This is a genomic window from Schleiferilactobacillus harbinensis DSM 16991 (assembly GCF_000425885.1).
Taxonomy (GTDB): Bacteria; Bacillota; Bacilli; order Lactobacillales; family Lactobacillaceae; genus Schleiferilactobacillus; species Schleiferilactobacillus harbinensis.
On the sequence record NZ_AUEH01000035.1, the window covers coordinates 1 to 13047 of the forward strand.

The 13047-nt window shown below is 54.3% G+C and carries 15 protein-coding genes, 2 tRNA genes and 2 pseudogenes; 6 read left to right on the top strand and 13 right to left on the bottom strand.

Translation table 11 applies throughout. From position 1 onward, the window contains the following. Nucleotides 1-226 (top strand): integrase core domain-containing protein (locus H627_RS17995; protein WP_155827919.1); only part of this gene is annotated, 226 nt, incomplete at its 5' end. Continuing rightward, a pseudogene (locus H627_RS20930) lies at nucleotides 227-301 on the top strand (IS3 family transposase); the annotation flags it as partial. It lies immediately after the preceding gene. Between the two features lie 35 nt (nucleotides 302-336). Here the strand turns inward: H627_RS20930 and H627_RS0110710 are convergent. Together H627_RS0110710 and H627_RS0110715 are read right to left on the bottom strand one after the other, a co-directional pair. Continuing rightward, a complete protein-coding gene (locus tag H627_RS0110710; protein ID WP_027828956.1) occupies nucleotides 337-540 on the bottom strand; it encodes a hypothetical protein in 204 nt (67 codons plus the stop codon). A gap of 221 nt (nucleotides 541-761) precedes the next feature. Continuing rightward, nucleotides 762-1484 (bottom strand): hypothetical protein, encoded by a 723-nt coding sequence (locus tag H627_RS0110715; RefSeq protein ID WP_035440741.1) that lies wholly within the window; start codon nucleotides 1482-1484, stop codon nucleotides 762-764. Between the two features lie 173 nt (nucleotides 1485-1657). On the opposite strand from H627_RS0110715, the pseudogene H627_RS18000 reads away from it, so the two are divergent. Beyond that, nucleotides 1658-2636: pseudogene (locus tag H627_RS18000) on the top strand (aldo/keto reductase). A 74-nt stretch (nucleotides 2637-2710) separates the two neighbouring features. On the opposite strand, the gene H627_RS0110725 reads toward H627_RS18000, so the two are convergent. From H627_RS0110725 to H627_RS0110755, 7 genes are all read right to left on the bottom strand, one after another. Next, nucleotides 2711-3385: an ABC-2 transporter permease gene (locus tag H627_RS0110725; RefSeq protein WP_027828958.1), complete on the bottom strand. Its 675-nt coding sequence runs from the start codon at nucleotides 3383-3385 to the stop codon at nucleotides 2711-2713. Between the two features lie 24 nt (nucleotides 3386-3409). After that, entirely contained in the window at nucleotides 3410-4084 is a 675-nt protein-coding gene (locus tag H627_RS0110730; RefSeq protein WP_027828959.1) for an ABC-2 transporter permease, read from the bottom strand. Next, nucleotides 4077-4952: an ABC transporter ATP-binding protein gene (locus H627_RS0110735; RefSeq protein WP_371859371.1), complete on the bottom strand. Its 876-nt coding sequence runs from the start codon at nucleotides 4950-4952 to the stop codon at nucleotides 4077-4079. Before H627_RS0110735 ends, H627_RS0110730 begins: the two co-directional genes overlap by 8 nt. Next, the gene (locus tag H627_RS0110740; RefSeq protein WP_027828961.1) at nucleotides 4936-5331 is read right to left on the bottom strand and encodes a GntR family transcriptional regulator; all 396 of its coding nucleotides are present in this window, start codon (nucleotides 5329-5331) and stop codon (nucleotides 4936-4938) included. The genes H627_RS0110735 and H627_RS0110740 overlap by 17 nt, the downstream gene beginning before the upstream one ends. A gap of 29 nt (nucleotides 5332-5360) precedes the next feature. Continuing rightward, nucleotides 5361-6638: an ABC transporter permease gene (locus tag H627_RS0110745; protein ID WP_027828962.1), complete on the bottom strand. Its 1278-nt coding sequence runs from the start codon at nucleotides 6636-6638 to the stop codon at nucleotides 5361-5363. Beyond that, nucleotides 6635-7531, bottom strand: a complete 897-nt coding sequence (locus H627_RS0110750) for an ABC transporter ATP-binding protein (RefSeq protein ID WP_027828963.1) — start codon at nucleotides 7529-7531, stop codon at nucleotides 6635-6637. The genes H627_RS0110745 and H627_RS0110750 overlap by 4 nt, the downstream gene beginning before the upstream one ends. A gap of 264 nt (nucleotides 7532-7795) precedes the next feature. Continuing rightward, nucleotides 7796-7881: transfer RNA gene (locus H627_RS0110755), tRNA-Leu, on the bottom strand. Nucleotides 7882-7952: 71 nt separating this feature from the next. Between H627_RS0110755 and H627_RS0110760 the strand changes: the two genes are divergently transcribed. Beyond that, nucleotides 7953-8801: an NAD(P)H-hydrate dehydratase gene (locus H627_RS0110760; RefSeq protein WP_035440742.1), complete on the top strand. Its 849-nt coding sequence runs from the start codon at nucleotides 7953-7955 to the stop codon at nucleotides 8799-8801. 67 nt (nucleotides 8802-8868) lie between these two features. Here H627_RS0110760 and H627_RS0110765 read toward each other — a convergent pair whose 3' ends face one another. After that, nucleotides 8869-9681 (bottom strand): hypothetical protein, encoded by an 813-nt coding sequence (locus tag H627_RS0110765; RefSeq protein WP_027828965.1) that lies wholly within the window; start codon nucleotides 9679-9681, stop codon nucleotides 8869-8871. A 104-nt stretch (nucleotides 9682-9785) separates the two neighbouring features. Between H627_RS0110765 and H627_RS0110770 the strand changes: the two genes are divergently transcribed. Beyond that, nucleotides 9786-9871, top strand: a tRNA-Leu gene (locus tag H627_RS0110770). Nucleotides 9872-9946: 75 nt separating this feature from the next. Beyond that, nucleotides 9947-10135 (top strand): hypothetical protein, encoded by a 189-nt coding sequence (locus tag H627_RS0110775; protein WP_027828966.1) that lies wholly within the window; start codon nucleotides 9947-9949, stop codon nucleotides 10133-10135. An 8-nt stretch (nucleotides 10136-10143) separates the two neighbouring features. Here H627_RS0110775 and H627_RS0110780 read toward each other — a convergent pair whose 3' ends face one another. The 3 genes from H627_RS0110780 to H627_RS0110790 form a co-directional block, all read right to left on the bottom strand. Then, nucleotides 10144-10458 carry an SHOCT domain-containing protein gene (locus H627_RS0110780; protein ID WP_027828967.1) on the bottom strand — a complete coding sequence of 105 codons (315 nt, stop codon included), beginning with the start codon at nucleotides 10456-10458 and terminating at the stop codon, nucleotides 10144-10146. Nucleotides 10459-10559: 101 nt separating this feature from the next. Continuing rightward, nucleotides 10560-11279, bottom strand: coding sequence for a pseudouridine synthase (locus H627_RS0110785; RefSeq protein ID WP_226999159.1), 720 nt, complete (start codon nucleotides 11277-11279; stop codon nucleotides 10560-10562). Then, a complete protein-coding gene (locus tag H627_RS0110790; RefSeq protein ID WP_081674892.1) occupies nucleotides 11276-12934 on the bottom strand; it encodes a putative polysaccharide biosynthesis protein in 1659 nt (552 codons plus the stop codon). Before H627_RS0110790 ends, H627_RS0110785 begins: the two co-directional genes overlap by 4 nt. Nucleotides 12935-13047: the final 113 nt, after the last annotated feature.

Sequence of the window (13047 nt, forward strand, 5' to 3'; positions counted from 1 at the left end):
CACACCGATCATGCATTCCGATCAAGGCTGGCAATACCAAACCCGTGAATACCAGATCCGGTTACACGCCATGGGAATCGTTCCAAGCATGTCCCGCAAAGGCAACTGTCATGACAATGCCCCAATGGAAAGTTTCTTCAACCTGCTTAAGCGTGAACGTCTCAATCGACAACCGATTAAGGATATTAAGGAGCTGAAACAAATCGTGACGCATTACGCCAGATAGTTTAATCATGATCGAATTTCACTGAACAAAAACGGCCTGACCCCGATTGAATATCGGAATCAAACCGCTGCGTAATTAATTTCCAAACTGTCTAACTTTTTTGTTGCACTTCACAATTGGGCCACGGTCTCTTTGGTAGTAAATTGCTCATTTGGCCCGGCGATGATGACAGCTACGCTGCTAACCGCTTGAAAATAACTGACCCACGTCAAATACTGACCGCTTTTATCATACCAAAAGATAAGTCCATGATAGGCCGCAAATGCCCGGTCAAGAAGGCTCGCGATCTTTTTCTCCTGGCTTGAATCAGTCATATAATCATCCCCTGTAGTTATGAGTGGCTTTGTGCCTGCTTACATTTAGAGAGTATAACTGCCAATTGTGTTCTTCTCTTCCGATAATCGCCAGTTTAGCCATTTAAGCGTTTACACCATTTTATCATATCAAAAAACGGTCCAGTATAATAACTGGACCGCAAAATAAAAAGAAACCACTACCCATTTTTGTGAATGAATCAATTAAATATTGAGCTCAATTACTCAGGCAACTGCCCATTCCAGCCAGCATCCCGAGTCAATTCCAACGAATCATACCCGGCCATGGTCAGATACATCTTACCATTGCTGATCTTCGCAAGAATATTATTAATCCCCGGCTTAGTGGCCCGGAAGAGCACGCGGCCGTCAGCCATTTGTTCAGCAACTACCGGTGACTGAGTTGTATTCCCGTCTTGGGTTACGACCATCGTCCCAGTTGTGGTGTAATAAATCGTAAACCCGTCTGCACCATCCCACTTACCGTAGAATTGCGCCAACGGTACAGCGGATTCAGTCGAGCTGCTTTCAGCTGCTGCCTGCTTGCTGCTAGAAGACGCAACGCTGCTAGTGCTGCTGCTCTGCGGTTGACTGCTGGTTGTCGCAGCAGCTTGCTGCTGACTGCTTTGGGTGCTGGCTGCCGGTGCGCTGTATGTATCATTATTCGCTACCGGTTGGCTGGATTCAGTTGATTGGGAAGCACTGTTTTGATCAGTGCCCTCGCTATTGTCCGGTGTGGAACTAGCGGCAGCGGCGACCTGCTTGTCACTGCTCTTTTTGCTTTCAGATTTCTTTTCTGACTTCTTAGGTGCCTTCACGGATGAGGATGTCGTATCGGACTGGGACACTGCAGCGCTGTGATTGTTGGTGCCTTCACTGCAACCAGCCAAAAGAATTAACGATAATGCGGATATAAGTGCGATGTGCAATGTACGTGTCTTCATATTTATCACCTCGTAAACAGTGTAACCGACCAAAACGCTGGAAACAACCCTATGTTACAAAATTGTTACCTAGTTTGTAAGGCTTTAGAAATATTTAGACTTTTGTCCGCCAATGGCTTTCCCACCCCAGACTCGGTATGCTGGTAGTAGTAACTAGCGAAAGGATGACCACCATGAAATACAGAACTTTAGGAAAAACTGGTTTAAAAATCAGCGAAGTCTCCCTCGGCACCTGGCAGCTTGGCGGCAAATGGGGCGACCCGTTCAGCACTCAAGACGCCCAAGACACCCTCGCCGCGGCCTATGACGCCGGCGTGAACTTTTTCGACACCGCCGACGTCTACCAAGACGGCCAAAGCGAGCACGCCATCGGCCAGTTCCGCAAGACTCACGACGACATCATCATTTCCACGAAAATCGGCCGCAAGCTACCGGAACAAACGGCGGCCGGTTATTCACCGGACAATATCCGCCAATGGATCGATGATTGTCTAACCAACCAAGGCGTCGACGCCCTGGACAATGTCCTGCTCCACTGTCCCAGTTTCGATACATATTACACGCCTGAGACTTTCTTCACGTTGGATCAGCTCCAAAAAGAGGGCAAGATCAAGAACTACGGGGTGAGTGTCGAAAAGGTGGAGCAGGCTATCAAGGCCCTGGACTACAACATCGGCAGCGTGGAGATCATTTTCAACATGTTCCGCCTGCGCCCGGCCAAGCTGTTCTTCGAGCTGGCCAAGCAGCACAACGTCGGCATCCTTGCCCGGGTGCCGCTGGCTTCGGGCCTGCTGTCTGGTAAATACACCCTGGATACCCAGTTCGGTCCCAACGATCAACGGACGACGAATCGTCACGGGGAGCAATTTGACAAGGGTGAGACCTTCTCCGGTGTCGACTACGCCACCGGCGTAAAAGGCCGCCAATGAACTGAAGACCCGGCTGCACACCGATAACCTGGCCGCCACTGCCCTGCGCTGGATCCTGATGTTCGACGCCGTCTCCACCGTGATTCCCGGCGCCAGCAAGGCCAGCCAGATCAGCCGCAACACGACGGCCGCCGACCTGCCCGCCCTGACTCACGAGCAGATGGGCATCGTCGAAGACGTGTACGCACAATACATTAAGAACCCGGTCGATTATCTCTGGTAATCAACCGCCCCGTCACAGTTGAGAAAATGGCTGACCAAGGCCTATGCGCGCTGGTCAGCCATTTTTCTATCCCATTACAAATCCCGATACTCGTACAATCTCCGGGCCAGCCAGAGCGACCCAATAAACAGCACCGCACCAACGGCTAAGGCAATCCCGCCAATCCGCAGGCCCCGACGAGAAAGAAAGCCGGCCGTCCCCACGAATTGGGAAGAAATACCGCCCAGATACCCGACAAACAACCCAGTAACGATAAAGGGCAGAAAAACCGCGTACGGCGCTTTCTCATAGCTCACCCGCATCAGAATCGGATACTGCACGGCAGTCATCATCAGCAGCATGTACGGGCCGACCAAAGAGATAGACAGCAGGATCTGGAAGTCGCTGCCGAACAGCGCTGGCCGCAGCAGATGGATCACCATCAGTGTCAGCCACGTATTCCCCAACATCAGCAACCCCACCGTGAGCGCAAACAGATAGTGGCCATGGACCACATCCCGCCGGCGAATCGGCAGCATGGCGTACAGCGCATCCAGACTGCGCTGGGCGCTGGAGATAAACGGCGTGATCAGATACGCGCCGGACCCGCCGATCATGCCGCCGAAGCCGATCAAAAACGCATCTTCGCGCATCGGGCTGTACGCTAACCCAATCGTGATCAAATCAATGGCCAAGTAAATATAGACCACATTATTCCGCGCGCTGACGGCGTGCATGTCGAGCATCATCATTTTATAAGCGTTGCGCATGCGCGTTCCTCCCAAACTTATTCATCACAAATCCCGCTGGCCGTACAACCGCCGGGCCACCAACAGCGACACCAGGAACACCGCCGCCCCACCGGCCAAGCTCAAGCCTAGCAAGGGATACCCGCGGGCAGAAAAGACCCCCCGGGGCCCGAGCAGATCAGTGGACGACCCGGCGATGTACCCCGACACCAGGCCCGCCGCCACGATCGGCAAGAAGATCAAATACGGCGCCTTTTCGTAACCGATCCGCATCACTATCGGATATTGCACGGACGACATCAGCAGCAGCATAAACGGCCCGACGAGGGCAAAGGCAATCAAAATCGGCAAATCAGCACTGAACAGCGTCGGCCGCAGCCAGTGAAGTACAATCACGATCAGCCAGGTGTTCAGGAGCAGCAGTCCGCCAAGCGTGACCGCAAACAAGTAATGCCCATTCACCACATCCCGCCGGCGCACTGGCAGCAAAGCATAAAACGCGTCGAGTCCGCGCTGACCGCTGGCAATGAACGGGGTGATGAGACACGCCCCCGATCCGCCGATCAGACCGCCGAACCCAACCAGGAACGCCGTTTTCTGCATTGGACTGAACGCTAAGGCCACGGTGACCAGGTCCGTGATGAGATAAATGAACAAGATACTGCTGCGTGTATTCACGGACCGCATATCGAGCCGCATGATCCGCACTGCATTACGCATGGGGGCCCCTCCCAAAGTAAATCATCAATTCTTCCAGCGTGATGCTTTCCTGAAGCAGGGTATCTGGCAAACCCACCGTCTGATCCACCGCCAGCAAGCCGCTGAGCCCTTCGCTGTGGGTCCGCAGACCAATCAACGCGGCACGCAAGGCCGGCGTCAAATCAGCTAAGCCGCCTTTGATCAATACATACTGACCCAGCAGATCATCCACGTGGCCAAAGAACTGCTGCCGGCCGCCGCGAATGTACAGCAGAAAGTCCGCGATTCGTTCCAAGTCTCCGGTCAGATGGGTCGACAGCAGCACCGAATGCTGCCCATCCGCGATAAAGTCCTGCAATCGGGTCAGCAGTTCATCCCGGGCCAGCGGATCCAGCCCCGCCGTGGGTTCATCCAAAATCAGCAAGCGCGGATGATGGGCTAAGGCCGCCGCTAATTGCAGCTTCACCTGGGTCCCCCGGGACATGCTCTTATACTTGGTTTTCAGCGGAATCTCCATGTCGGTGCACAATTGGTCAAAATACGCATCATCCCATTGGGGGAAGAAAGACCGCAGACTTTTCGCCACCTGCTTCACCCGCCAATAATCGGGATACAGCGTGGTATCCAACTGCACGCCCAAACTGTCCCGCAGAGCGATCCGGTCGGCCGCGGTAGCGGCGCCGAGCAAGCTGATGGTTCCCGCATCCGGCCGGATCATATCCAGCAAGGCCTTGATGGTGGTGGTTTTCCCCGCCCCATTGGGCCCGATCATGCCCATGATGTAGCCGGCGGGCAAATGGAAATGGATCCCATGCAGGGTGAACTCCTTATACTGTTTCGCTAAACCGTCCACGACGATCAGATTTTCTTCCTCACCGGTCACCATCATCACCACTTTCTGCTGCAATCAGCGTATCAAGCATCGTGTGCAGGTCCTGCACGGGAATCTTCGCCAGCTGGGCCGCCGCCAGGGCGTCGCCGAGGTGCTCCTCAATCTCCCGCAGGGCGTGCTCCTGAACCAGCGCACTATCCTGGCCCAGCACGTAACTGCCCTTGCCCTGGACGTTGTTTACAAATCCCTGCTCCTCCAAGTCATGGTAGGCCCGCGTCGTGGTGATCACACTGATCTGCAAATCTTTCGCGAGCTGACGAATGGAGGGCAGCAATGTGCCCTCCACCAGATCGCCAGCAAGAATGGCGGTTTTAATTTGGTCTTCGATCTGTTGATAGATCGGAATACCCGCTTTATTTGATACGACGATCCGCATACTGCCGCCTCTGCTTTCTACAAGATTGCTTATTTCGTATTTGCTGGTACAGCTTTGCCCCGGCCCCGTTCGCTGCGGGCGATCGTCCATGACTGACGCAGCGCATGCCAGATACTGTTGTCGGAGTATGCCAGCACATTGGTTTCATAGAGTTTCGCCGCTAGCCAGGTGAAGACGATCAGAAAGGCCGTGCTGATGGCCAGCGCGATCACGGCCTCGCCGCTGCTGACCTGACCCACCGCCAGCCGGGAGGGCATCATCATCGGCGACAGGAACGGGATGTAACTCATGATGCTCATCAGCGGCGTGCTGCCGTTGGCGGACATCAGGGAGGCCAGATACCCGATCAAGGACAGCATCACCACCGGCATGGAGGCCTGGCCAGCCTGTTCCTGACTGGCTACCAGGGACCCCAGCAGTGCAGACAGCACGGTGTAGCTGAGAATTCCAACAATGAAGAAGCCCAGGGTCACTGCCAGGAAGCTGCCGTCCAGCATTGACCAATCCACCTGACTGACGATTCCGCGAATCGTTTGATTATTGCGGCCCACCAGCAAGGCAATACCGGTCGCAATGCCGTACAGAATGATTTGAACAACCATCAATGCCATGATCCCTAATATTTTACCAATAAATTGGGCCCGTGCGCTAATCGCCGCAAGAATCATTTCTTCGATCCGACTGCCCTTCTCCGTGGCGATCTCTTGAGCGGTCATGGATCCGTAGCTGAGCAGGAAGCCGTAGAACAGCACGCTGATCGCCATGGCCAGGAAATACTTAGCCCCCTCGTCGGCGCCGCCCTTGGTGCTCATCTTGCCGCTATCCGAGAACGTCACGCTCCGGGTAGTCACCGTGGGCGGCGTGAGCAGCTTGGTCAGCTGAGCGCCGGTCAAGTGCAGTTCGCCGGCCACGGCCGCCGTATTCAGCTGGCTCAGATCCGCCGTCAGCGTGTTTTTGCTGACGTCTTGGCCGCCTTGGCGGCTGATATACCGGCTGGTGTATGGCGTTTGGGCATTGACGGTGAGGACCCCGTCAATTTTCTTATCCCGCAGCGCTTTCTCGGCCGCGGCTTGACTGCCGTATGTCCGATACTTCACTGAATCGCTGGACTGTTTGCTTAGCCCTTGCTGAATCGGTTGCGCGGCGACCACGCCGACTTCAGCCGGGGCCGTCGTACTGCTGACGTAATACCCGATCCCGAACATGATCAGACCGAGAACCAGCGGCGACAGGACGATAGACCACCAGGTACCGCTCTTCAGATTTTTGCGAAAAACTTGGTTGAAAACAATTTTGACTGTGTTCATGCCGATGCACCTGCTTTCAGTTTGAAAATTTCATCCAATGTCGGCGGCTGCTGACTGAATTCCGGTAAATACCCCTTCGCCGTGGCGGCTTCGAACAACGCCCGACCCGCGGCCGGATCGCTCAAGGTCAGCGTATAGCGCGTGCCCTGCTGGAGCACCTTGGCGACCCCGGGGAAGGCTTCTAATTCGGCGTCGCTCAGCGGCGGCTGTTCCAAATAGACCTTGGTCCGGCCAAATTGATGGCGAATCTCGCTGACTTTGCCGTTCAGCACGGTTTCACCATTGCGCAGCATAACAAGATGATCAGAGACTTCCTCCACGTTGCTCATGTCATGACTGGAGAAAATAATGGCCGATCCGTTCTCCTTGAGCAAACGGATCCCATCTTCCAAGAGGCCCGCATTCACCGGATCCAATCCAGAGAAAGGCTCATCGAGAATCAACAGTTTGGGCATGTGGATCAAAGTAGCAATCAGCTGAATCTTTTGCTGATTCCCCTTCGACAGGTCTTTAACTTTATCGGTTTTCTTCCCCTTAACTTGGAACCGGTCCATCCACTCGTCTAACCGCGATAGGGCATTGGCCCGGGAGAGGCCGTGGAGCTGGGCAAAGAAAACGATCTGGTCGGCCACCTTCATCTTCGGGTACAAGCCCCGCTCTTCCGGCAGATAACCGATGAACGCCCGGTCTTGGTTGGCGATGGGCCGGCCATTCCACAGCACCGCCCCATTATCCGGATGGAGAAAGTTCAGAATCATTCGGAACGTCGTCGTCTTCCCCGCGCCGTTTTGGCCGATCAGACCCATGATCGTCCCCGGCGCGACGCTGAACGTTTCGTTATGGACAGCGGTTTGACCGCCGAATGTTTTGGTTAATCCCTGCAATTCCAGCATTGCACTCACCTCTACTGTTCATAGTGTTTATACTGTACATATTACAATATATACAGTATAGGCAATTGGAAGAAAAGTCAAGGGAAATCTCTCGGAAAATTTGCATTTCTTTTCCAAGAGATTTCCCTTTTTGACTTTCCCGACACGTACCCGCACAACACCCCCTGCAAATGCTGTAAAATAGAGACAGCGTGTGCAGGAAAGAATTTTTCCACAAAAAAAGCCCCTGACACATCATCGAAATCATGTGTCAGGGGATCACTATGCCGGTGGCAGGAGTCGAACCTGTACTCGGTGTAAACCGAACAGCGACCTGAACGCTGCGCGTCTGCCAATTCCGCCACACCGGCAAGCAACGTTAAATATATTATCAGGAAAAGGGCGGCTTGCCAAGTCCTTTTCTGCAGAAAGGCGAATTATTTTGCAAAAAAGATTGATTACGGAACAACTGGCCCGGCGCGTCGTGCGGCCGCGGGCTCGGGATACGTATAAGGGCAGTTTTGGCCACGTTCTGGTGGTCGGCGGTAACGACCAGTATGGCGGTGCCGGTATCATGAGCGCCGGAGCGGCTGTTCATGCCGGCGCGGGCTTGGTGACTTTGGCTACCCGGCCGGTGAATTTCACGGCCCTGCATACCCGCTACCCCGAAGTGATGGCCATTGACTATACGGACCACAAAATGCTGGCGGAACTGATCACCGGCGCGACGGTGGTCGTCATCGGTCCTGGTCTTGGCACCGATCAAGAATCAGCGGAGACACTGGAGTTTACGCTGACCCACGTGACTGACCAGCAAACGGTCGTCATCGACGGATCGGCGCTGACCCTGCTCGCCGCCGAGAAGAAAATTGAGTGGCCCGCCAGCCATATCATTCTGACACCCCACGAGATGGAATTTGCCCGGCTCAGCAAGCTCAAGATTGCGGCCCAAACGCCGGAGGCAATTCAGTCCTATATGAACACATTGCCGACAGGAACGATTCTTGTCCACAAAAGTGCCCGAACAACGTTGTACACCCCGGGAAGTCAGGACTATTGGCAGAATACGACTGGCAATCCCGGCCAAGCCACCGGCGGTACTGGCGATACACTGACAGGGATCATCGCGGCATTTGCTGCCCAATTCGGCTGGTCAGAAGAAGCGATTGCGGCGGCGGTGTTCACACATTCGGCGGTGGCCGACCAATTAGCCGAGACTGAGTATGTCACCTTGCCGACAATGGTGATCGATCACGTGTCGGTGTATATGCGCCGGTTAAGCCAATCATAGGCTGCGGGGCAGTATAGAAAAATCCCTGACTGAGCGACTAATGCCATGCAGTCAGGGATTTGTTCCACTATTCAGTCTTCATACTGGCAATCATCTTCATTGCCGTCTCCGCACTGTGCGCCTGGACTTGATAGACCTTGTTTCCGACTTGCCAGGTGAACTTCTGGTTCAAGGCCGCGAAACTGGTCCCCACTTCTAATTCAGCTGCACCCCGGGCATCCGGCAGTGCGTATTGATTCGCCCACGTAACGATTTGCTTCCCTGTCGCCACGGGATCTTCTCCGTTCACTGCGGCGGCATGAACGAGGAACGACCACTGGCCCTTGTTCCAATGCAAGTATCGTTGACCGGCGCCAGCATCGATCGTGCCGGTAACGCCGCTGCCGAGATCAGCCGTGGGCAAACCGGCGACGTTTTGCTGATAATTCACCTGACCAGCGGCCGCGTCATTATTCGCATAGGTTGTTTCGGTCAATGTGGCATAGGGATATTCGTTTTGCAGCGAGGCCGCGTTGAACGCTTCTGCCTGATCGCCGACACTGTAGTAGATGGTCTTGCTGGTATCGGTTTGGGCATAGCGGATATTCAGATGATCACTGCCGGCACCGAGCCCATCGGCTTGGGGCAGCGGCATTTTACCCAAAACATCCGTCAACTTTTTGTTTAACTCAGCGATCCGGGTCGTGGCGGCTTGAACTTGGTCAGTACTGGTTGACGAGGAAGCGCTGGCTTCTGAACTCGAACTTTCAGCTTCTGATTTCTTGCTGACTTGACTAGCACTGGCGCTGCTGGATTCTTTGGCTTGGCTGGCCGGTTTCTGGCAACCGCCCAGCAGAGCGGTCAAAACCAGGGCAAATGCCGCAATTCGTTTGATGCGCATGGTAAAGTCCCCTTTCAAAACGCGCTTTGTCGGCCTGACCCAAATGAATTCGCTTTTAGGGCTTGGCAAAGCAGTGATTATCTGATAACATATTAATGTTGCATGCCGGTGTGGCGGAATTGGCAGACGCGCAGCGTTCAGGTCGCTGTTCGGTTTACACCGAGTACAGGTTCGACTCCTGCCACCGGCACTCGCACGGAGAACTGCATTATTGCAGTTCTTTTTTTGTATTGCTTGCAGAAAGCGCTGACAGGAGGAATGGGTCATGAACTTCAACTTGAGCCCCAGAGAAATTGCGATTCTGCGTTACCTGGCTGGTGTCTTCGTTGGCTTTGTATTCTTCATCTTAATGGGCTATGCCGGCTGGCAGCTGCTGCAATCCACGGCCATTGTTGCCTTCTCAGTCGCGGTTACCGCCTTGATCCCCAATCTATTCAAGCTGAGAAAAAAGTAGCCTGCGGCCTAAAACTTATCCCACTCATCACCCAGCAGGTCTTTCTTCTTCCGATCATACTCATCTTGGGTAATCGCACCATCATCCAACAGCTGCTTATACGCCTTGATCTTGGCGATGGTATCTGCCTCTTTTTCCTGGGCCTGCTGCTTTTCCGCCTGTTCGGCGGCCGCCTCAGCCTTTTGCCGTTGCAAATACCAATAGACTGCACCGGCAATGACGGCCAGAGCGACAACGACGTACCAATATTGAACCACCAGGGCGATGATCAACAGGACCCCGAACGCGCCCCAACAACCTAATTTACCTGAACTCTGCCGCACGACTGGCCACCCGCCTTTCCCTATACTATAATTTTAGCACAGTCCCCGATCAGCCACAGAAAACGCCTCCGTAGATTTTTTTATCCGCGGAGGCGCCTTTTTTATTTTCTCACCAACTGAGCCGCGGTCATCATGGCGGTCAGCTCATCAGGATGGAGCGGCCGCACCGCGCCGGGCAGCAGGTCATCTGCCAAAACCAGCGGGCCGAATTGGGTCCGCTCCAGCGACTGCACTTCTTTACCCACCGCGCCGAACATCCGCTTCACCTGGTGGAACTTGCCCTCATGCACGGTCACCTGGGCGTGCTGACCAGGTAACGGCACTAAGGCCGCTGGCGCGGCGGTGAAGTCTTTCAGGTGAATGCCGGTCGCGAACTGGCGGACATCCGCCGGGGTCACCGGGGCATCTAACCCGGCCACATAGACTTTATTCACGTGCCACTTAGGACTGAGCAGCCGGTGACTTAATTCGCCGTCGTTGGTCAGCAGCAACAGCCCGGTGGTGTCCTTGTCCAGCCGGCCCACCGGGGCAATATCCGGCCGATAGAGTTCATCCGGAAGCAAGTCCATCACGGTGGTTGCCTTGGCATCCTTGGTGGCCGTAATCACGTCCGCTGGTTTATTCATCACATAATACACATATTGGGTGTACACCAATGGTTCAGCACCCAAGGCCACCTGATCTTGATCGGGGTCCACCTTGGTTTTCGGATCTGTCACGGTGGTGCCATTGAGGGTCACACTGCCCCCGCGGAGCAATTTTTTCACTTCCGCCCGACTGCCCAGTTGCAGGTGGGCCAGAAACTTATCGATACGCATCATTTGATATGCAGCCTCCTTCGAATACCCGCGACGCGGGCGCCCAGCAGCCGATCAGCAACCCGGAAGCGGAGCACCAGATAACCGTAGACCGCGGCGCCAAGGCCGGCGGCCAGCAATAATTCAACCATCGCTAACATCCGATCCCGGGCGGGGAAAACGATATTCATTAAGAAAACAGCCAGCGTGACCACGGCAAACATGATCGTGGCATAAACGAGAATCTCCGTCGTGCCCCGAATGAGATCGCCCATGCGGAAGCGGAAATCACGGTACAGCAGCGCAATCATGAACCCGCAGCTGACTAGGAAGCCAATACCCGTGGTCGCCAGAGGGCCGAAGACGCCAAAGTAGTAAACAAAGGAATACTGCAGCGTAATTTTAAATATCGCACCATACAGCAGGTAGCGAATCGCCTGTTTATTCAGGTAGACGCCCTGCAAGATCGCCGCCAGCACCGTGAACAGCCCCATGATGATGGCGATGTACGAATTGAACTGCAAGACCATGGTGCCCCAAGGATCGTAGCGATAAAACACCGTGTTCAGCGGCTGAGCCACCGCGGCCATACCCAACGAGCTGGGCAGCATGACAAAGAAAAACAGCTCCAAGGTGTTGTTGATCTGCTCCCGCACACTCTTCATGTCGTTACGGGCCTGGGCTGCGGACAGCAGCGGCACCACGGTCAGCGCCATGGACGCCGCCAATGAGACAATGATCATCACCAATTTATTACTGTTGAACCCGAATAATTGGAAGAAATAATCATTTTGGTCCCGGGTCAATTTATAGAACATATCCATGAACGGGTTGAACGTATACTGATCAAAAAATTGATACAGCGTGATACTGGCATCCAAAATAATGAACGGGGCCGCCTGCCGGATGATATCCGTAATGATCTGGCGGGTCGACACGGTCAGGCTCTGATCACTTTGCGCAATGGCCGCGTTCATCCGAGGAATCTGGCGCATGTATAAATACACCAAATACACCAGGCCGGCGGCCGCCCCGATGAAGGCCGCAAAGGTGGACTGGGACACGGCATCAATATAATTGCCGCCCATCACTTTCATGATGGCAAAGGTGGCGCCTAGAATGTAGACCAGCCGGGCAACTTGTTCCAACAGTTGAGAAATCGCACTGGGGGCCATTTCAGCAAAGCCTTGGAAGTACCCGCGCAAAATACTCAGCGGCGGAATCAAGAGCAGCGGCCAGCTCAGTGAGCGGATAATGGGGATCATCCGTGGGTCCCCTGCCGCCAGGACCGGCGCCCCGAGGTACATCACCCCCGCAGTCACGACCCCCATGCCGCCCATCAGCATCAATCCCTGATAGAACAGCCGCCGGGATATTCCGTACTCATTCAATGAGTTATAGTGCGAAATCTGTTTTGAAATCGCCCCGGGGATCCCCACCGTTGAAATAATCAGGAACAAACTATAAATATTGTAGCCGCGCCCAAACAACGCGTTGGCTGAATGATAATGGGTGCCCATCCAGATGCCCCAAGGGATCACATAAATTGCCCCGAGGACCCGGGAGATGATACTGCCGGCCGTCATCCAGGCGGAACCGACCAAGAGGGACTTTCGGTCCGAATTCGCGTCCTGCTTCGGTTTAGTCCGGACATCCGGCTGTTTTTCTTCAGACATCATTACCAATTCTCCTTCACCGTCAATAAACCGCAATGCCCTTATTTTACCCAAGATTGGGAACGCTGACTAGTTAGGCAAAAAAATAACACGCCCAAAGAGGACGTGTTACCTGG

What these genes read in the sequence shown, in the direction of transcription:
- H627_RS0110785 (WP_226999159.1), bottom strand. Translation starts at nt 11,279, where the DNA reads ATGATGCGTATCGATAAGTTTCTGGCCCACCTGCAACTGGGCAGTCGG.
- H627_RS0110715 (WP_035440741.1), bottom strand. Translation starts at nt 1,484, where the DNA reads ATGAAGACACGTACATTGCACATCGCACTTATATCCGCATTATCGTTA.
- H627_RS0110765 (WP_027828965.1), bottom strand. Translation starts at nt 9,681, where the DNA reads ATGCGCATCAAACGAATTGCGGCATTTGCCCTGGTTTTGACCGCTCTG.
- H627_RS0110745 (WP_027828962.1), bottom strand. Translation starts at nt 6,638, where the DNA reads ATGAACACAGTCAAAATTGTTTTCAACCAAGTTTTTCGCAAAAATCTG.
- H627_RS0110750 (WP_027828963.1), bottom strand. Translation starts at nt 7,531, where the DNA reads ATGCTGGAATTGCAGGGATTAACCAAAACATTCGGCGGTCAAACCGCT.
- H627_RS0110775 (WP_027828966.1), top strand. Translation starts at nt 9,947, where the DNA reads ATGAACTTCAACTTGAGCCCCAGAGAAATTGCGATTCTGCGTTACCTG.
- H627_RS0110725 (WP_027828958.1), bottom strand. Translation starts at nt 3,385, where the DNA reads ATGCGCAACGCTTATAAAATGATGATGCTCGACATGCACGCCGTCAGC.
- H627_RS0110730 (WP_027828959.1), bottom strand. Translation starts at nt 4,084, where the DNA reads ATGCGTAATGCAGTGCGGATCATGCGGCTCGATATGCGGTCCGTGAAT.
- H627_RS0110735 (WP_371859371.1), bottom strand. Translation starts at nt 4,952, where the DNA reads ATGATGGTGACCGGTGAGGAAGAAAATCTGATCGTCGTGGACGGTTTA.
- H627_RS0110740 (WP_027828961.1), bottom strand. Translation starts at nt 5,331, where the DNA reads ATGCGGATCGTCGTATCAAATAAAGCGGGTATTCCGATCTATCAACAG.
- H627_RS0110790 (WP_081674892.1), bottom strand. Translation starts at nt 12,934, where the DNA reads ATGATGTCTGAAGAAAAACAGCCGGATGTCCGGACTAAACCGAAGCAG.
- H627_RS0110710 (WP_027828956.1), bottom strand. Translation starts at nt 540, where the DNA reads ATGACTGATTCAAGCCAGGAGAAAAAGATCGCGAGCCTTCTTGACCGG.